Origin of the sequence: Lascolabacillus massiliensis (genome assembly GCF_001282625.1) — a bacterium.
Taxonomy (GTDB): Bacteria; Bacteroidota; Bacteroidia; order Bacteroidales; family Dysgonomonadaceae; genus Proteiniphilum; species Proteiniphilum massiliensis.
This window is the reverse complement of sequence record NZ_CTEJ01000002.1, coordinates 123,138-140,955: the sequence shown is the minus strand read 5'-3', so window position 1 is coordinate 140,955 and position 17,818 is coordinate 123,138. Positions and strand designations below refer to the sequence as shown.

General features: G+C 36.2%; 18 protein-coding genes and 1 tRNA gene. 7 read left to right on the top strand and 12 right to left on the bottom strand.

Annotated features, from left to right (window positions below):
• Window positions 1-13: 13 nt before the first annotated feature.
• On the bottom strand, window positions 14-1,156 hold the full coding sequence (locus tag BN1354_RS05345; RefSeq protein ID WP_053826474.1) for an iron-containing alcohol dehydrogenase: 1,143 nt from the start codon (window positions 1,154-1,156) through the stop codon (window positions 14-16).
• A 241-nt stretch (window positions 1,157-1,397) separates the two neighbouring features.
• Between BN1354_RS05345 and BN1354_RS05340 the strand changes: the two genes are divergently transcribed.
• The 4 genes from BN1354_RS05340 to ovoA are packed head-to-tail and all read left to right on the top strand — an operon-like array spanning window position 1,398 to window position 6,410.
• Window positions 1,398-1,955 carry a LemA family protein gene (locus BN1354_RS05340; RefSeq protein ID WP_045089405.1) on the top strand — a complete coding sequence of 186 codons (558 nt, stop codon included), beginning with the start codon at window positions 1,398-1,400 and terminating at the stop codon, window positions 1,953-1,955.
• Window positions 1,955-3,709 carry a DUF2207 domain-containing protein gene (locus BN1354_RS05335; protein ID WP_082331544.1) on the top strand — a complete coding sequence of 585 codons (1,755 nt, stop codon included), beginning with the start codon at window positions 1,955-1,957 and terminating at the stop codon, window positions 3,707-3,709. The genes BN1354_RS05340 and BN1354_RS05335 overlap by 1 nt, the downstream gene beginning before the upstream one ends.
• Window positions 3,710-3,748: 39 nt before the next feature.
• The gene (locus BN1354_RS05330) at window positions 3,749-4,303 is read left to right on the top strand and encodes a GNAT family N-acetyltransferase (protein WP_045089407.1); all 555 of its coding nucleotides are present in this window, start codon (window positions 3,749-3,751) and stop codon (window positions 4,301-4,303) included.
• 1 nt (window position 4,304) lies between these two features.
• Window positions 4,305-6,410, top strand: coding sequence for a 5-histidylcysteine sulfoxide synthase (ovoA, locus tag BN1354_RS05325; protein WP_045090855.1), 2,106 nt, complete (start codon window positions 4,305-4,307; stop codon window positions 6,408-6,410).
• Between the two features lie 2 nt (window positions 6,411-6,412).
• Here ovoA and BN1354_RS05320 read toward each other — a convergent pair whose 3' ends face one another.
• Window positions 6,413-7,366 carry a diacylglycerol/lipid kinase family protein gene (locus BN1354_RS05320; protein ID WP_045089408.1) on the bottom strand — a complete coding sequence of 318 codons (954 nt, stop codon included), beginning with the start codon at window positions 7,364-7,366 and terminating at the stop codon, window positions 6,413-6,415.
• A gap of 132 nt (window positions 7,367-7,498) precedes the next feature.
• Between BN1354_RS05320 and BN1354_RS05315 the strand changes: the two genes are divergently transcribed.
• From BN1354_RS05315 to yihA, 3 genes are all read left to right on the top strand, one after another.
• Entirely contained in the window at window positions 7,499-8,155 is a 657-nt protein-coding gene (locus BN1354_RS05315) for an HAD family hydrolase (RefSeq protein ID WP_053826472.1), read from the top strand.
• Between the two features lie 5 nt (window positions 8,156-8,160).
• Window positions 8,161-9,633 (top strand): sodium:solute symporter, encoded by a 1,473-nt coding sequence (locus tag BN1354_RS05310; RefSeq protein ID WP_045089410.1) that lies wholly within the window; start codon window positions 8,161-8,163, stop codon window positions 9,631-9,633.
• A gap of 134 nt (window positions 9,634-9,767) precedes the next feature.
• Entirely contained in the window at window positions 9,768-10,364 is a 597-nt protein-coding gene (gene yihA / locus BN1354_RS05305) for a ribosome biogenesis GTP-binding protein YihA/YsxC (protein WP_045089411.1), read from the top strand.
• Window positions 10,365-10,370: 6 nt separating this feature from the next.
• On the opposite strand, the gene atpG is transcribed toward yihA, so the two are convergent.
• From atpG to BN1354_RS05255, 10 genes are all read right to left on the bottom strand, one after another.
• Window positions 10,371-11,273 carry an ATP synthase F1 subunit gamma gene (gene atpG, locus BN1354_RS05300; RefSeq protein WP_045089412.1) on the bottom strand — a complete coding sequence of 301 codons (903 nt, stop codon included), beginning with the start codon at window positions 11,271-11,273 and terminating at the stop codon, window positions 10,371-10,373.
• Window positions 11,274-11,278: 5 nt separating this feature from the next.
• Entirely contained in the window at window positions 11,279-12,865 is a 1,587-nt protein-coding gene (gene atpA / locus BN1354_RS05295) for a F0F1 ATP synthase subunit alpha (RefSeq protein ID WP_053826471.1), read from the bottom strand.
• Between the two features lie 25 nt (window positions 12,866-12,890).
• Window positions 12,891-13,445 (bottom strand): F0F1 ATP synthase subunit delta, encoded by a 555-nt coding sequence (locus tag BN1354_RS05290; RefSeq protein ID WP_053826470.1) that lies wholly within the window; start codon window positions 13,443-13,445, stop codon window positions 12,891-12,893.
• A gap of 5 nt (window positions 13,446-13,450) precedes the next feature.
• Window positions 13,451-13,951, bottom strand: coding sequence for a F0F1 ATP synthase subunit B (gene atpF, locus BN1354_RS05285; RefSeq protein WP_053826469.1), 501 nt, complete (start codon window positions 13,949-13,951; stop codon window positions 13,451-13,453).
• 10 nt (window positions 13,952-13,961) lie between these two features.
• Window positions 13,962-14,207: an ATP synthase F0 subunit C gene (atpE, locus tag BN1354_RS05280; protein WP_045089416.1), complete on the bottom strand. Its 246-nt coding sequence runs from the start codon at window positions 14,205-14,207 to the stop codon at window positions 13,962-13,964.
• Between the two features lie 40 nt (window positions 14,208-14,247).
• Complete coding sequence (atpB, locus tag BN1354_RS05275) at window positions 14,248-15,384, bottom strand: F0F1 ATP synthase subunit A (protein WP_053826468.1); 1,137 nt, start codon at window positions 15,382-15,384, stop codon at window positions 14,248-14,250.
• Window positions 15,381-15,818, bottom strand: a complete 438-nt coding sequence (locus tag BN1354_RS05270; RefSeq protein WP_045089418.1) for a hypothetical protein — start codon at window positions 15,816-15,818, stop codon at window positions 15,381-15,383. The genes atpB and BN1354_RS05270 overlap by 4 nt, the downstream gene beginning before the upstream one ends.
• A complete protein-coding gene (gene atpC / locus BN1354_RS05265) occupies window positions 15,811-16,074 on the bottom strand; it encodes an ATP synthase F1 subunit epsilon (protein WP_197272014.1) in 264 nt (87 codons plus the stop codon). The genes BN1354_RS05270 and atpC overlap by 8 nt, the downstream gene beginning before the upstream one ends.
• 21 nt (window positions 16,075-16,095) lie before the next feature.
• Window positions 16,096-17,613 (bottom strand): F0F1 ATP synthase subunit beta, encoded by a 1,518-nt coding sequence (gene atpD / locus BN1354_RS05260; protein WP_045089420.1) that lies wholly within the window; start codon window positions 17,611-17,613, stop codon window positions 16,096-16,098.
• An 88-nt stretch (window positions 17,614-17,701) separates the two neighbouring features.
• Window positions 17,702-17,774: transfer RNA gene (locus BN1354_RS05255), tRNA-Thr, on the bottom strand.
• Between the last annotated feature and the right edge of the window lie 44 nt (window positions 17,775-17,818).

Genomic DNA, 17,818 nt, shown 5'->3' with positions numbered 1-17,818 from the left:
TAAACATTAATGACTAAATGCATTTTCGTAAGATTTCTCTTGCAACATCACCTGTAACATTACGGTTTTCACCATATGCTACTCCACGATCATTAAAGCGACGAGCTATTGTTTCAATAGTATCTTCGCCTACGTTTTCCTCTGAGAGCCTTGTTGTTAGACCAAGCGAACGGTAAAACTCTTCAGTCTTCTCAATTGCTTTATTCACTCTATCCTCTTCAGTGCCTTCAGTGATATTGAATATACGCTCACCATACTGAAGAAGTTTATCATGTTTCTGCACTTTCAGTTCTCTCAATGTACCGGGCATAACTATTGCTAATGAATGCCCATGTGTGATTCCATGCAATGCGGTTAATTCGTGGCCAATCTGATGAGTAGCCCAATCCTGTGAAATGCCCATTCTTATGAAATCGTTAAGAGCGAGAGTGGCCGATAGCATATAGTCAGCCATCAGTTCATAATCATTAGGAGATTCTTTTATTTTTGGAGCAATTTCAATAATTGACAAAAGTAAGCCTTCGGCCCACCTGTCCATGATTCTTGATTGACCTGTGGTTGTCATATACTGTTCAAGTACATGTGTATAAGCATCAGCAAGTCCACAAGCTATCTGATGGTCTGATAATGAATAGGTTACTTCAGGATCAAGAATAGAGAATTGGGGATAATCACCACCAAAAGAAAATTTTTCATGTGTCTCTTCTCTTGTGATTACAGCCCCTCCATTCATCTCAGATCCGGTAGCCGGCACAGTCATTACCGAAGCGAATGGAATCTGATTCTCTGCTACTCCACTTAATACAATCTCCCATGCATCTTTATCAGAAACTATTCCGGCAGCAATCAGTTTAGTTCCATCCAAAACTGAACCTCCACCTACTGCAAGTATATAATTTATCTCTTTTACTTTTCCAAGTGCAATAGCTCTTCTGAGCGTTTCTACTCGAGGGTTGGGCTCAATACCCCAGAATTCTGTATAACTTCTTCCTTTTAGAGCTTTTTTTACTTGATCATAAACTCCATTCTTGGTAACACTACCACCACCGTATGTTATTAAAAGATTTACATCAAGTGGTATCAGCTCTGAAAGCTTTTCTATCTGCCCCTTTCCAAAAACCAGTTTTGTAGGGTTCTGAAAAATAAAGTTTTTCATAAAATTCAAATTGTTTTTGGCATCAGTAAATTTCTATTAGATAAACGATTTTACGTCATTCTTGTTCGATATATCTAAATAATAGATTAAACAGGATTAAAATACGCATCAATTTTTATATAAACGTAGCAAATAATTTTGTAATTTTATGAGTGTGAAACATTTGTTTGTTTATTATAACTAAACTTTAACAGTTTGGTTTTTGTTTAAAATAATATATCATTTTTAAAAAATTAAATCTATGGGTACATTACTTCTTGTGTTACTTATTCTTGTAATAATTGTTATAATGTATGGAGTATCAATCTATAACAAGCTTGTTAAACTTCGTACTATGGTTCAGGAAGCTTGGAGTGGCATAAATGTTCAGTTGAAAAAACGTCACGATCTGATACCGAACCTTGTTGAAACAGTAAAGGGATATGCTTCTCACGAAAGAGAAACATTTGAAAATGTTACCCAGGCAAGAGCCGGTGCTATGCAGGCACAAGATATTAAATCACAGGAGGCTGCTGAAAATAATTTAAATGCAGCACTTATAAGACTTCTGGCTGTAGCAGAACAGTATCCTGAACTTAAGGCAAACCAAAACTTTTTGCAGTTGCAGAACCAGCTTAGTTTGATAGAATCTGATATTGAGAAGTCGAGACGATATTATAATGGTACTGTACGTGAAAATAATATTCTTGTTGATACTTTTCCAAGCAATGTCATTGCAGGAATGTTCAAATTTACAAAATCACTTTTCTTTGAGTTGGAAAACGAGGCTGAGAAAGCTGTTCCTCAAGTTCAATTCTAATGCGATATATTTATCTATCAATAATTCTGCTTTTATCCTCTGTGTCAATAATAGCTCAGGAGGAGAAGATATACACTTTTTATTCTGATGTCACGATAGAAGAGTCTGGAATGATCCGGGTAAAGGAGGAGATAAGGATATTTTCAAAAGGTGATGTATTCAAAAGAGGTATAACAAGATCACTCCCTTTGACAAGAAGAGATATCCAGAATAACAGGATAAGTATAGATTATTCGGTGAGTGAGGTACTTATGAATGGAAGTCCTGTTAATTACTTCACGGAGAGAGAGGGTGGTGATTTGATTATTTACGTTGGAGACAGGAATATATTTCTTGATCCCGGTTTCTATATTTATGAAATATATTATGAAACAGCCGGTCAGATAGGTTTTTATGAAGATTATGATGAACTAAGCTGGAACGTAAATGGTATATCCGGAAAAATGATAGATAGTGTTAGTTCTGTTGTAAGACTACCAACGGGTGCAAATATAATTAGTTCACACTGTTATACAGGAAGATTTGGTGATAAAGAGAGTGATTGCATCTCTGAAATTAATGAAGATGGTTCATTGACAACTGTTGTAAACAATTTGCCATCAAACGAGATGCTTACTGTATCAGTAGGTTTTACAAAAGGTGTTGTTAATCAACCTGCCGGCTTTGAGACAAATGTATTTTCATGGTTTGATAAAAACGGGATGGCTGTAGTTAGTGCTGTTTTTATTCTATTATTATCAGTTTATTATCGAATAACATGGAAAAAGTATGGAGTGGATCCTCCTAAACCGGTAGCCATCCCTCAGTTTTCTCCACCAGACGGACTCTCTCCTGCTGCGGTGGGAATACTTCATAAGGGTTATTTTATTGATGATCTTATTACTGCTTCAATTGTTAATCTGTCTGTAAAAGGGTATCTATCTATTGAAGAGATTATTGAGAAGAAAGGACTGTTCGGAATCCGTAAGGATAGGGTGTTTTCATTGACTCGCCTTAATAATGATTATAGTAAACTGCCTGCTGAAGAGGCTGTTGTTTTACGCGAACTTTTTTATTCAGACGACAATATACGTCTGGATGGTAAATATGATAGAGATGTAGCTAAAATGATGCAGAATTACAAGAAGAGCTTGAACAAACAGTTCAGACCTGTCTTGGATGAGGGAATAAATATTAAATTTCATGTAGTACCCTGGCTTGGATTTGTGCTGTATATTATAATTCTATTTTACTTTATCAACAATAGTTTAATGCATTTCGAAGTAAACAGAACAGCTCTGTTTATTACAATTCCATTACTTTCTATTCTATATATAATATATGCAATACAAATTGTTCGCCCGGGTGAAAGGAAGCTTCATTATAGATCTAATATTAAAGGACTAAAGATGTATCTGGATGTTGCTGAGGAGAAACGAATGCAGTTTTTTAATCCCCCATCGGTTACTCCGGAGAAATTTGAGGAGTTGCTTCCTTATGCCATAGCTCTTGAAATGGAAGAGGTTTGGGGTGAGAAATTTGAAAAGGCTCTTCTCTCCTCTGCAGTCCAGCCCGAGGCGTATCAGCCAGCTTGGTACAGGGGTACATATGTTAATGCAGCTCTGTTTGGTCATGCTCTGAATAGTACATTATCTAATACAGTTAGTCATGCTGCAACCCAGCCATCATCAGGTGGTGGCAACTGGAGCAGTGGATCATTTGGCGGAGGCTTCTCAGGAATGGGAGGTGGAGGTGGAAGCGTTGGTGGATGGTGAACATACCATGCGCATGATTGTTGAATAGTAAAATCGAGTATGGAGGATTCTAATTTTAAATTCAGAATTTTAAGTCTTGATCGATTCAATTACCCAATGCTTAAAAGCAGATTGATTGATCTGTACCTGACTGCCTTTACTCAGGGCGAATATGCACAATATATAGATAAGGCAGATGCAGAGGAGACCGTTGAGTTTTTAATTGAGAATGGTTTTGGGTATATAGCTATATATAATGAAGAGATTGTTGCCTTTACACTTGCAACTACTTTAAGTTTCGATAAAGAGTTTCCCATAGGTGTATTAGATAATGTAAAGCATGATAATATCGTTTATATTGCTGAAGTAATTGTGGATAGTGATTTCAGACGAAACGGTCTTGCTACAGCTTTGATTGACAGGCTTATAGGATTGGAAAAATATAAATATTCAGGTGCAGTAATTCGTGTTTGGGAAAAAAACAGACCTGCTCTGTCATTATATCAAAAACTGGGGTTTAGCCGGGTCGCCGAAATATCACAAACTAAGATGAGCTCTCCTACGGAAGAGTTCCAAATGAGAAAAATATATTTATATAAAAATTTTAATGTTTAACATGACTGATTTGATTACTAAAACCATTGATTTACGTTCTGGATCTTCAGAAGCTAAAAGAGAAGAAATACGTGATTACTTTCTGAAAACATGGGCGATAGATGAACTACTGTATACTCAGCTAAAGTCGGATGATATATTCTATAAGCGTGGAGACTCGTTAAGGCATATTATTCTGTTCTATCTGGGGCATACAGCAGTGTTTTACATTAATAAGCTTTTTCTTGCGAAAATTATAAGTAAAAGGATTAATCCCAGATTTGAATCTCTGTTTGCAATTGGTGTGGATGAGATGAGTTGGGATGATTTGGATAATAATAACTATGACTGGCCACCAGTGCATGAGGTACGTGCTTATCGTGATGAGGTTAAAAAAGTAATTCTTGAGGTAATTGATACTGCTCCTCTTGAATTACCAATCAACTGGGATAGTCCTTTCTGGATTATTATGATGGGTATAGAACATGAGAGGATTCATCTGGAGACTTCTTCCGTTCTGATTCGACAGCTACCTTTAGAGGATTTGACTCCGGGGCTCTTTGGGGTTCGTTGTCCAAGTTCAGGTGATGCACCGAAAAATGAACTTGTTCCGGTAAGTGGTGCAAAAATGAAATTAGGTAAGCCTATGGATTATCCGTTATATGGATGGGATAATGAGTATGGTAACTATGAAGAGGAAGTTTCTGACTTTGCGGCTGCCAAATATTTGACATCTAATGGAGAATTTCTAGAATTTATCGAGGATGGAGGTTATAATAATGAAAATTACTGGACAGAAGAGGGGTGGAACTGGAGAAATTTTAAGCAGGCTGAGATGCCTTTGTTTTGGCGTAAGTATGAAAAAGAATATTATCTACGACTTGTAGCAGAAGAGATTCCTATGCCATGGAACTGGCCTGTAGAAGTGAACTATCTCGAAGCGAAAGCTTTTTGTAACTGGAAAAGTATGAAGACTGGCAAGAACTTTCGTTTGCCTACTGAAGCTGAGTGGTATCGATTGCACGGTGTGGCTCAATTAAATGAGGTTACTGAGTGGGAGAAGGCTCCGGGTAATATTAATCTGGAATACTATTCATCACCTTGTCCTGTAAATATGTTTGTACAAGGGCAGTTTTTTGATGTTGTTGGAAATGTATGGCAATGGACTGAAACTCCTATAACCGGATTCCCTGGATTTAAGGTGCATCCAATGTATGATGATTTTTCAACTCCTACGTTTGACGGAAAGCATAATCTTATTAAAGGTGGTTCATGGATCTCAACAGGTAATGAAGCGACAATTCATTCACGCTATGCTTTCAGGAGGCATTTTTATCAGCATGCCGGATTCAGATATGTTGAGTCTGATGCTCCTCTGAAAATTCAACAGGCAGATTATGAGACAGATGAGGAGGTAACTCTTTCATGTGAAGAAAATTGGGGTGATGCTTACTCTGATCAACCAAATCTTGCAAGGCAGCTTTCTGTGATTATAAATGATTTAATTAAGAATAATTCTGATTCTCGGATTTTAGATTTAAATGCTGATACGGGGCGACTGGCTTTTGAACTGGCGAGAAGTTTTAAAGATGTTACAGCTCTTGATTTTACAGCACGAATGATTCGTATTCCTATTCAATTGCAGGAGCAGGGATATGTTCGATATACAATGAGGGATGAGGGGGAACTTATGTTTTACCGTGATATTGTACTTAGCGATTTTGGGTTGAATGAAATAAAGGGTAGTCTTTTATTTATGCAGGCTGATGCTATGAACTTAAAGGATATCTATTCCGGTTATGACCTGATTGTAGTACCTTCTTTGTTAGAAGAGTTGAGCGATCCTAAAGCATTTCTATCAGATATCCATACTAGAGTTAATGATGGAGGATTACTTGTGATTGCTTCAGATTATCAATGGGATCAGAAGAAAACGCCTCGTGACAAATGGCCGGGAGGATTCAAACAGGATGGTGAACCTGTAACTTCATTTGATGGTATTAGTAGTCTGCTTAATAATAACTTCGTTCTTCATTCAGAGCCACAAGATTTAATACAGATCAGGAAAAAATCATCAAGACTTTCTGAGAAAAGAATTCTTCAGGTTACAGTCTGGAAGAAAAGGTAGGTTTAATTAAACCATCTGGTAAGCGAATTGAAAATGGTTTCATTCTCTTTGCGCTTTTTTTCATTAATCTCAGATGGAGTGGGAGTGAATACATTTAGTCCTTTAGGTATAACCCTGACTTCTATTTCGGAATCTGTTAGTACCGGCTCTCCATCCATATGCATTAACCCCGGGGAGGCACGTTTTATATGGAGTTTCTGTGTCAACAGTGATATCATCTTACTATTCTTTTCAATGTTCTTTGTGAATAGTTGTATAGTTGTTTGCGGGATCTCAAGAGCATTTAGAGGTTTAAGAATTGACACATTCATCATTCCATCATCCATACTCGCGTTTGGTGCAATATATGCTTCGTTGCCATATTGTGAAGCGTTGGCACAGGTGAGTATAAATGCCTTCTCTGTAAGTGATCCTTCATCATATGTGATTTCATATTCCTCAGCTCTGAAATCAACTACACTTTCCAGAACATTTCTTACATATCCTAATGGTCCTCGTTTCTTGTCTTCGGCAAATCTGCCACTTACAAATGCATCAAAACCAAATCCACAGGTGCAGAAAAAGATATGTCCGTTAGCAACTCCATAATCAATTTTTCTTGTATGTGCATTGATTATTATTTCAAGAGCCTTTTCAATATCAATAGGTATTCCTAAATCTCTAGCAAGTCCATTTCCTGACCCTAAGGGTAATATACCCAATATTGTGTCGGTATTGACCAGTTCTCTGGCAACCTCGTTAACTGTACCATCTCCACCGGCAGCAATAACATATTTGTATTTTTTCTTTGCGGCTTGTCTGGCTATCTCTGTTGCATGTTCAGGATAACCTGTTACACGAATTATAAGGTCCTGTTTTTTCTGATCTATAGCTGATGCTACATCTTCAGGTATGTTCTTCTTGGAATCTGTACCGGAAGCCGGGTTAATAATCAGACATACTTTGTCTTTGGCCATATATTATAAAGTCTGTTTTTATTTTAGAGAGCATTCGTATTTGAATTTAAAACAAACATAATACTATTTTGTTTTTTAGACCTATTTATTTGCCCCTTAATGCTTAGTTGAGTATTTTTGCTGACAAAAAAAATGACAGAAGTGGTAAAACCGGATAGTTTAATTTTAGATATGGATGGCACTCTTTGGGATAATGTAAATACGTATGCTAAAGCATGGACTGCAGGATTCGAAAAGTGTGGATATAAAAAAACGGTTACAAGAGATGATATAATAGGCTTGATGGGTAAAGAGGCCAGAGTTATGCTAAATACTATTATTCCTGAATGGACTGAGGATATGCATAACAAATTATTTGATGCCGTAATTGATGCTTACCAGGATTTGGTACCGGTAATGGAACCACTTGTTTATGATGGTGTACTGGAAGGTCTGGAGCAGCTTTCAAAGGAATATAAACTGTTTCTCTTGAGTAACTGTGAAAAAGATGGTTTGGTGAATTTTATGAATCACACTAATACTGGTCATCTTATTACTGATTACATGGAGCATGGAATGAATCTGAAACCTAAACATCACAATATGCAACTGCTTGTTGATAAACACGATCTTAAATCACCAGTTTATGTTGGTGATACTGACTCAGATAGTGTTGAATCATCTAAAGCAGGAGTACCTTTTGTTTACATGACATATGGGTTTGGTAAGACAGATAATTACTCAATAAAATTTGATACATTCAATGAGCTGGTAGAATATTATTATAACCTTGCTAATAATCATAAATAAACCACATGAAGTCAGCATATATTTTAATAGTCATTGTAGTATATTTTGGGGTACTGATGTTGATATCATATCTCACAAGTCGTAAAGGCTCTGGAAATGATGAGTTTTTTCGCGCAAACAAATCTTCAAAATGGTATGTTGTAGCCATAGCAATGATAGGGACATCAATCTCAGGAGTTACATTCGTTTCAGTCCCCGGGATGGTGCGAAATCTTGATATGACATATATGCAGATGGTATTGGGCTTTTTCTTTGGGTACCTTGTAATTGCATATGTTCTGTTACCTCTATACTACAGGTTGAATCTGACTACAATATATGGATATCTTGATCAAAGATATGGACCCAAGTCATACAAGACAGGGGCCTGGTTCTTTCTTATTTCTAAAATTGTAGGTGCAGCTGCAAGGCTGTATTTAGTTGCGTTTATTTTGCAGCGACTTGTTTTTGATGCATGGGGAGTACCGTTTGTAGTTACGGTTATTGGTATAATAATGATTATTTGGTTATATAGTCATAAGAGTGGAATAAAGACAATTATTTGGACTGACTGGTTGCAGACTATTCTTTTTATTACTGCACTGATACTTATCGTATGGCAGGTGAATAAGAGTATGAATATTGATTTTAGAGGAATGGTAACAATTATCAGCGGAAGTCCTCATTCAAGGATATTTGTATTTGATGACTGGACAAGTACTCAGAATTTCTTTAAACAGTTTTTTAGCGGAATGTTTATTACTATTGTGATGACAGGACTTGATCAGGATCAGATGCAGAAGAACCTTACAATACGTACATTGAAGGATGCTCAAAAGAATGTTGTTTCATATGGATTCGCTTTTGCACCAATCAACTTCCTTTTCCTAAGTCTTGGTGTATTATTACTGATTTATGCTGAGCAAAATGGTATTGTTTTGCCAGCAATCTCTGATGAAATTCTACCAGTAATCTCAAGTCAGTATTTAGGACCTGTAGTACTTGGAATATTTGTGGTAGGTATAGTTGCAGCAGCTTTCTCAAGTGCAGACTCAGCACTTACTGCTCTTACAACCTCTTTTTGCGTTGATATTTTAAATATGAATGCAGTTTCACTAAATAAAGAGCAGGAGAAAAAAGATGTAAGAACACGCCGAATTGCACATGTAACAATAAGTGCTGTTTTTGTATTAATTATTCTACTGATAGAAGCTATTGGTTCTGATAGTATTATTAATGCAATATATAAGCTGGCATCATATACGTATGGACCATTACTTGGTTTATATTTCTTTGGACTTTATACAAAAGTAAAACCTACTGATAAATTTGTTCCATATGTTGCAATTTCAGCACCTGTACTCTGTTTTATAATAGAAGTAGTTATATTGAAGATTTTCAACTATCGTGTTGGATATGAGCTTTTACTTCTAAATGGATTGATAACTGGTGTCGGTCTTTATGCTGTATCTTTAAGAAATAATAAACGATTAGTTTAATTTTAATTGGCTATTTAGGGAAACAAGTTTATATAGTCAGATATTTTATATAATTCAGAACTGTTTATTTAAACAATTATGTGTTTTTTTGACTGTAGACTTTAAAATGTAATTGATTAAAAAATATAAGTAGAATGATTATTAAGTCAGCTGAATTTATTATTAGTAATAGTGATTATAAAAAGTGTCCTCAAGATGGTAAACCTGAATATGCTTTTATAGGTAGATCAAATGTGGGGAAGTCCTCTTTAATCAATATGTTAACCAATCGCAAAGGGTTGGCAATGACCTCTTCTAAACCTGGTAAGACAATGCTGATAAATCATTTTCTTATTAATGAACAATGGTATCTTGTGGATTTACCCGGATATGGTTATGCCAGAAGAGGGAAAGAGGGACGCGAAAAAATAAGAGAAATAATAGAGGATTATATTATGGAACGTGATCAGTTATTGAATCTGTTTGTATTGGTAGACTCACGTCACGAACCCCAAATAATTGATCTTGAGTTTATGGAATGGCTTGGTGAAAATGGTATACCTTTTTCTATAGTATTTACAAAAGCGGATAAGCAGGGACCTGTCCGCTTGCAGCAAAACATAGATGCCTACAAAGAAAAATTACTGGAAACATGGGAGGAGCTGCCACCTGTTTTTATTACTTCTTCAGAGAAAAAACAGGGTAGGGAAGAGCTTTTGAATTATATTGAGTCAATTAATAAGAGTCTCTGATTAATTTTAGTATTTTCCTAAAGAACCGCCTATTAAATCAAGAAGTTCATTTGTAATCGACTCCTGACGCAATTTATTATATTCTCTTGTTAACTCTTCAATTAAGTTGTCAGCATTATCATTAGCAATCTGCATGGCAGTCATACGTGCAGCATGTTCAGATGTGACAGAGTCTACATGGCTTGTGAAAAGCTTTACCTTTAAAACTTTGGGTAAAAGTTTCTCCATTATGGTCAATCTGTCTGGCTCTATTATGTAATCAGGCATTAATTGTTTGTCATAACTTTTTTCAATTACACCTTCCAAATTTGATTTAATACCACTATGTAGCTCAATTGGGAGAAATGTCTCTTGTAGAATAACCTGTGAACCTTTACTTATGAAGTGGTGATATATTAATTCCACACGGTCTATCTCTTCATTTAAAAATTGATCCATCAAATCGTTTGCAATATTCTGCATAAATTCATAAGATGGATTTGCACTTTCTTCAGAATAATCTTTTGAAACATGCATATCCATCTTAGCTACAGCCTTGGCAATTTTAGCTCCAAACGTATAAATCAGTATGTTTTCTTTTCCCAGATGGAGATATGAATCAATTACCGACTCAAGTTTAGTCGCAATATTGTCGTTAAATCTTCCTGCGAGACCTGTATTTGAAGAAAAAGCTACAATAGCAACTCGCTCAACAGGGCGTTTTTTAGTAAAGGGAGTACTAAAACCCTCTTCCTGATTAAGAAACATATTCAGAATTTGACTAAGTTTCTCTTCATAAGGATACAGGTGCTGGATGATGTTCTGTGTCTTACGCAATTTGGCGGAAGCGACCATCATCATAGCCGTAGTAATCTTTTGAGTTGATTTAACGGATTGAAGTCTGCTTTTTATCTCTTTAAGTTGTGCCATAATATTTACAAAATAGATTGAATCACTTTAGAGGCTACACTCTCTATTATTCTACCTATTTCATCAGTCATAGTCCCTTCACTTAATGGTTTAAGAACATCATCTTTATGGGTCATTTCTAGGGTTGTAAGGAATTCCTTCTCAAATTCGTGTATTCTTTCCTGAGGTAGATTCTTTAATAAACCATGTGTGCCACAATAAAGAACTGCAATCTGTTTTTCCACACTCATTGGGCTGTGAACAGGTTGTATTAAAAGTTGCTCATTCTTCTGTCCTTTATCAATTGTCATTGCTGTCACTGGATCCATATCACCACCAAATTTTGAAAATGCAGCCAATTCCTGATATTGAGCCTGGTCTATTTTTAATGATCCCGCAACTTTCTTCATCGCTTTTATCTGTGCATTTCCCCCAACTCGGGAAACAGATATTCCAACATTAATTGCAGGTCGAATTCCTTTATTATAAAGATCAGTTTCTAAAAATATCTGACCATCTGTAATAGAAATAACATTAGTAGGGATATAAGCTGACACGTCACCTGCCTGTGTTTCAATAATGGGTAGTGCAGTCAATGAACCTCCTCCTTTTACTTTTTCTGATAAACTTTCAGGCAAATCATTCATATTTACTGCTACATCCTCCTGATCAATAATATTAGCTGCTCTTTCTAGTAATCTTGAGTGCAGATAAAAAATATCACCAGGATATGCTTCACGCCCTGAAGGACGCCTAAGAATCAGAGAAACCTCTCTATATGCAACTGCCTGTTTTGATAAATCGTCATATACAACAAGTGCATTTCTACCTGTATCACGAAAAAACTCACCTATTGCAGCACCTGCAAATGGTGCTATATATCTCATAGCTGCAGGATCAGATCCACTTGTTGATATTATAGTAGTGTAATCCATTGCCCCATGATCTGTTAATGTCTTTAGTATTGATGCAACAGATGACCCTTTTTGACCTATGGCAACATAGATACAATATACCGGATCTCCCTCTTCGTAATTTTTTCTTTGGTTAAGTATAGTGTCTATTGCTATACTGGTTTTTCCTGTTTGCCTGTCGCCAATAATAAGTTCTCTTTGTCCACGCCCAATTGGAATCATTGCATCAACAGCCTTTATACCTGTCTGTAATGGCGTATCAACAGGCTGACGAAATACCACACCAGGTGCTCTTCTTTCAAGTGGCATTTCAAACAACTCACCTTTAACTGGCCCTTTGCCATCAAGAGGTTCTCCTAATGGTGAGATGACACGTCCGAGCATACCCTCACCCACGAATATAGAAGCAACTCGACCAGTTCTCTTAACAGTAAAGCCCTCTTTAATATCACTTGAAGTTCCAAGCAGAATTGCACCTACATTATCCTCTTCCAGATTCATGACGATGGCATTCATACCATTATCGAATTCAAGCAACTCGTTTGATTCAGCATTGCGAAGTCCAAAAATTCGAACAACACCATCACTTACACTGATAACAGTCCCTGTTTCATCGAACTTTACATCAGTATCAAATCCTTCAAGCTGCATTCTGAGTATTTCAGAAACTTCACTAACCTTTATTGAATTATTTGCCATTATTTCTCCTTTTCACTAATACTATCTAAGCATTTTCAGCTTCCTGTCTTCTAATCTTATTCTTAAAACGTGTCAGTTCACCCGCTACACTTGCATCCCACCTTAAATCATTTAAATGTAAAACAAATCCTCCAATTAAATCAGGATCAACGACAGGTTCTATTTCCAGATTTTCTCCTACTATATTACTTATACGAGATATAATCTTCTCTTCATTTTCTTTGTTTATTGGAACAGCTGTGATAAGTTTGCCATATTGTATTCCAAATCTTTCCCTATAAAGCTCTATATATCTAAGTGCAATAAATAAAATAACCTCTACTCTTTCATTCTTTAAAATGAGATCTATCATTTTATCCAAAGATGATGGAACGCTACCACCAATTGAAGTGAAAATAATTTGTTTCTTATTCTTGTTTGAAATTGCAGTGTTTGCTAGAGCTGTTCGTAGCTGTGGTACAAGCAAGTAAACTTCAGACAGGGTTTTCATTCTACCGTATACCTCTTTCTCCTGACCTGATGCAATAGAATAATCCAGTAAAGCAGTAGCATAACGGGTTGAAATTAGTCCTGTATTCATATTACTTAAGATTTAGATATTTCAATTTCATCAAGCAGGCGATCAATCATTTTCAATTGTTCTTTATCCTTACCAAGTTTCTCTCTCAGGATCTTTTCAGCAAGAGTCACAGACATTAGTGAGACTTCACCTCTTATTGACCTAAGAATCTGCTCTTTTTCAACTTGAAGCTGTTTACGTGCCTCTGCTATCATTCTTTCAGTTTCCTGACTAGCCTTTGCGTGCGCTTCTTGTAATATTTCCTCTTTAATTCTGGCTGTCTCTTTTAGTATAGCATTCTGTTCTTTGTATGCTTTAGCCAGAATCCTGGCGCCAGTCTCTTTTATCTTTGACAGTTCTTCATTTGCTTCTCTAGCAGACTTTACTGAATTTTCGATAAAAAGTGTTCTTTTATCTACTGCTTTAATTATAACAGGGAAAGCAAATCTTGCCAGAATAAGAACTACTATTCCGAAAGATAATGACATCCAAAAGACTAGTCCTGGATCGGGTGTTAAAAGCGACATATTTTAATTTTTAAAGTATAAAACCGCAGACTACAATTGCAAAAAGTGCAACACCTTCAATAAGTGCAGCTGAGATAATCATTGTTGTACGAATATCGGAACCAGCTTCAGGCTGACGGGCAATACCCTCCACAGCTGCTTTACCAATTTGTCCAATACCTATTGCGGCACCTATAACTGCTATTGCAACACCTATTGCGGTACCCATTGTCTCCAGTCCTCCTGCAGACTGTAGTAATACTGATAGTAATTCCATAATTTAGTTTTTATTTTAATACTGATTTTATATAAGTTTTTTATAATTCTAAATGGCTTGTTGGCTCTGATAATTTCTCAACAGCCAGTTCTTTTCTGTCTTTTTCTTTTTCTTTTTCCCTAGCTAACCCAATAAATACTGAAGATAATAGAGTAAATACATATGCCTGGATAAAGGCTACTAAAAGCTCAACAAATTCAATAAAAATGGTAAAAATAACTGATACAACTGACATTGATGTATTTATTGCAGTTCCCAGACTTACAGTGACAAAGATCAAAGATGTTAATCCCAATACTATTGCATGACCCGCCATTATGTTTGCGAAAAGACGAATCATTAATGCAAAGGGTTTGGTTAATGTTCCCACAATCTCAATTATCTGCATAAGTGGGAAAGGCACTTTCAACCAAACCGGAGTGTCAGGCCAGAATAACTCTTTGTAATATTTCTTAGTACCAGTTAAATTGACAACGAGAAAAGTACCTATTGCTAACACAACAGTAACAGAAATGTTCCCTGTCACGTTTGCTCCACCCGGGAAAAGTGGAAACAATCCCAGCAGATTATTGAAGAAAATAAAGAAAAATATTGTCAGCAAATATGGGGAGTATCGTTTGTAATCTTCTCCTATTGCAGGTTTAATAACCTCATTATTAATCATTAAAATAAACATCTCCATCGTTCCAGCAAAACCTTTTTGAGGTTTCAGAGGATCTCTTTTAATTGAATTTGCTACACTCAATATGATTATTATAAGTAAGAAAGAACTTAATAACAAAGATGCTGCATTTTTAGTAATTGATAGGTCAAGTGGACGTGTTTCCTCACCTGACGTAACTCTTTCAACTATCTTTCCCTTATATTTTCCATTTGTAGCAATACCGAAACCTTTGTAGTTATTATCAATATTATGAAGTTTAGAGGAAAGGAAAAAATGCCACCCTGTTTCATTACTATAGAGTATTACAGGAAGATGAACTGTTATATCTCTTTTTTCAGTACTAAAAATGTGCCACTCATAGGAGTCAGACAAATGTTCAAGTATGAGCTTTTTTACATTTAACTCCTCCTCATATTTTGTACTGCTTGTTGAAATGTTATTAGTTTCTGCTCCCACCGTCCAATTGACCGTAGAAAAAGAAAATAAAACAATCAAGTATAATATATGTTTCATAAATCTATACGCTCGTGATCGTTTGGATGCTTGTTCTGTTCACCAATATATTTGATAAACTTCTCCATCTTTAAGTAAATAAAGGTTTCCCAAATAAGAGAAATGAGATAGAATATAATAAATGTCAAAGCGTAGCTCTTTATACCCGGTTGGTGAATAATCCAGTAAAGTAATATAACTGCGAATGAAGTGAAAATTTTAATTACCCTAATTAATATATATAGATTCACTAAATGAGCAGGATTATCAAGAGGTGTCCTTCTGAATCTTAGGATGAAAATTATTTCCATCAGATAGAAATATAAAGGAATTGTAATGAAACCTCTAACTATCATATCAGGGAAAAGTAGTTTTAGTGCAAACCATACAATTACCCCTGCGGCGAAAATCATGACAGTATGAAATATCAAGAAATATTTCGTTAGCTTATTCATCCAGTTTTACTTTTTTCTTTATTGGGTCTATACAAACTGTAATATTATTATTACTTACCTCTACAAAACCGTCGGATATTTTCATCTCTTTTATATGACCATTTGTAGAGAATTCAATCAGACCTTTGGTTAATAATGATATAAGCGGAGCATGGTTGTTTAGTATCTGGAAAGGCCCCAAAATGCCAGGTAAGGTTACAGAATCAACATCACCTTTAAAATATGTCTTTTCGGGACTTATTATCTCCAGTTTCATAATTAATCTAATATTAAATACTTATTTATTATTACTCTGCTCAATCAGTTTATTGCCCTTTTCAATTGCCTCTTCAATAGTTCCAACACTCATAAATGCAGCTTCTGGATATTTATCCATTTCACCATCAAGTATCATTTGGAATCCTTTAACAGTATCCTGAATAGATACCATAACTCCAGGTTGCCCGGTATATTGTTCAGCCATAAAGAATGGTTGTGACAGAAAGCGTTGCACTTTACGGGCACGGTTAACCGTCATCCTGTCTTCATCAGACAACTCTTCCATCCCAAGGATTGAAATTATATCCTGTAATTCTTTATAACGCTGTAAAATCTGTTTCACACGCATTGCTGTATTGTAATGATCTTCACCAACAATTGATGGTTCTAATATACGTGATGATGACTCTAAAGGATCAACTGCAGGATATATACCAAGTGATGCAATTTTTCTGCTAAGTACAGTTGATGCATCCAGATAACTAAAAGTAGTTGCGGGAGCAGGGTCTGTGAGGTCATCCGCAGGTACATATACAGCCTGAACAGAAGTAATAGAACCAAACTTTGTTGAAGCAATTCTTTCCTGAAGTGTACCCATCTCTGATGCCAGTGTGGGCTGATAACCAACTGCCGATGGCATTCTTCCAAGAAGGGCAGATACCTCAGAACCTGCCTGAACAAATCTGAATATATTATCAATGAACAATAAAGTATCACTACCTTCACCCCCTAAGTCACGAAATGATTCGGCAACGGCTAAACCAGTCAGTGCAACCGAAGCACGAGCTCCGGGCGGTTCATTCATCTGACCAAACACAAGGGTTGTCTGAGATTCTTTGAGCTTTTCGTAATCAATCTTACTCAAGTCCCATTTGCCCTCATCCATGCTTTTTTTGAACTCCTTGCCATATTTTATCACCCCAGATTCAATCATCTCGCGAAGCAGGTCATTACCCTCGCGTGTACGTTCACCTACTCCTGCAAAAACTGAATACCCTTTGTGTCCTTTAGCAATATTGTTGATGAGCTCCATTATGATAACTGTCTTCCCAACACCGGCTCCGCCAAAAAGACCAATTTTACCACCTTTTAGATATGGTTGAAGTAAGTCGATAACTTTTATACCTGTGTGAAGAATTTCCTCTGTTGTTATTAAGTCCTCAAACTTGGGAGCCTCACGATGTATAGGATACTGTTTATCTCTGCTAAGTTTTGAGAGACCATCAATAGGTCTACCAACAACATTCAGTAGTCGACCCTTAATTTGTTCACCAACTGGCACACTTATAGGTCTTCCTAAAGCCTTAACCTGAAGTCCACGTCTCAATCCGTCTGTCGACTCCATAGCTACAGTGCGAACAATATTTTCTCCTATGTGCTGTTGAACCTCAAGGAATACTTCTTGCCCGTCATTACGATTTACATAAAGTGCGTCATTAATCGCGGGTAATTTTATTTCTTCTGAATCTGATAACTCAAAACGTACATCAACAACAGGACCAATTATTTGGGAGATTTTCCCCATTAATACCTGCATAGTAAATAGATATGAAATTTGATATCAGCTAGTGCTGACATACACAAAGATAATAAAATTCCTAATAATAAAAAAGGGTAAACAAATGAGCCACAAGCGAGGATCGAACTCGCGACCTACGCGTTACGAATGCGTTACTCTACCAACTGAGCTATTGTGGCAAATAATAGGGCAGCCATATAGCTGCCCTATAAATTATTTTTAA

Bases quoted from the DNA above. Each gene is read 5' to 3' on its own strand.
- BN1354_RS05345 (WP_053826474.1), bottom strand. From the start codon at position 1,156: ATGAAAAACTTTATTTTTCAGAACCCTACAAAACTGGTTTTTGGAAAG.
- BN1354_RS05340 (WP_045089405.1), top strand. From the start codon at position 1,398: ATGGGTACATTACTTCTTGTGTTACTTATTCTTGTAATAATTGTTATA.
- BN1354_RS05335 (WP_082331544.1), top strand. From the start codon at position 1,955: ATGCGATATATTTATCTATCAATAATTCTGCTTTTATCCTCTGTGTCA.
- BN1354_RS05330 (WP_045089407.1), top strand. From the start codon at position 3,749: ATGGAGGATTCTAATTTTAAATTCAGAATTTTAAGTCTTGATCGATTC.
- ovoA (WP_045090855.1), top strand. From the start codon at position 4,305: ATGACTGATTTGATTACTAAAACCATTGATTTACGTTCTGGATCTTCA.
- BN1354_RS05320 (WP_045089408.1), bottom strand. From the start codon at position 7,366: ATGGCCAAAGACAAAGTATGTCTGATTATTAACCCGGCTTCCGGTACA.
- BN1354_RS05315 (WP_053826472.1), top strand. From the start codon at position 7,499: ATGACAGAAGTGGTAAAACCGGATAGTTTAATTTTAGATATGGATGGC.
- BN1354_RS05310 (WP_045089410.1), top strand. From the start codon at position 8,161: ATGAAGTCAGCATATATTTTAATAGTCATTGTAGTATATTTTGGGGTA.
- yihA (WP_045089411.1), top strand. From the start codon at position 9,768: ATGATTATTAAGTCAGCTGAATTTATTATTAGTAATAGTGATTATAAA.
- atpG (WP_045089412.1), bottom strand. From the start codon at position 11,273: ATGGCACAACTTAAAGAGATAAAAAGCAGACTTCAATCCGTTAAATCA.
- atpA (WP_053826471.1), bottom strand. From the start codon at position 12,865: ATGGCAAATAATTCAATAAAGGTTAGTGAAGTTTCTGAAATACTCAGA.
- BN1354_RS05290 (WP_053826470.1), bottom strand. From the start codon at position 13,445: ATGAATACAGGACTAATTTCAACCCGTTATGCTACTGCTTTACTGGAT.
- atpF (WP_053826469.1), bottom strand. From the start codon at position 13,951: ATGTCGCTTTTAACACCCGATCCAGGACTAGTCTTTTGGATGTCATTA.
- atpE (WP_045089416.1), bottom strand. From the start codon at position 14,207: ATGGAATTACTATCAGTATTACTACAGTCTGCAGGAGGACTGGAGACA.
- atpB (WP_053826468.1), bottom strand. From the start codon at position 15,384: ATGAAACATATATTATACTTGATTGTTTTATTTTCTTTTTCTACGGTC.
- BN1354_RS05270 (WP_045089418.1), bottom strand. From the start codon at position 15,818: ATGAATAAGCTAACGAAATATTTCTTGATATTTCATACTGTCATGATT.
- atpC (WP_197272014.1), bottom strand. From the start codon at position 16,074: ATGAAACTGGAGATAATAAGTCCCGAAAAGACATATTTTAAAGGTGAT.
- atpD (WP_045089420.1), bottom strand. From the start codon at position 17,613: ATGCAGGTATTAATGGGGAAAATCTCCCAAATAATTGGTCCTGTTGTT.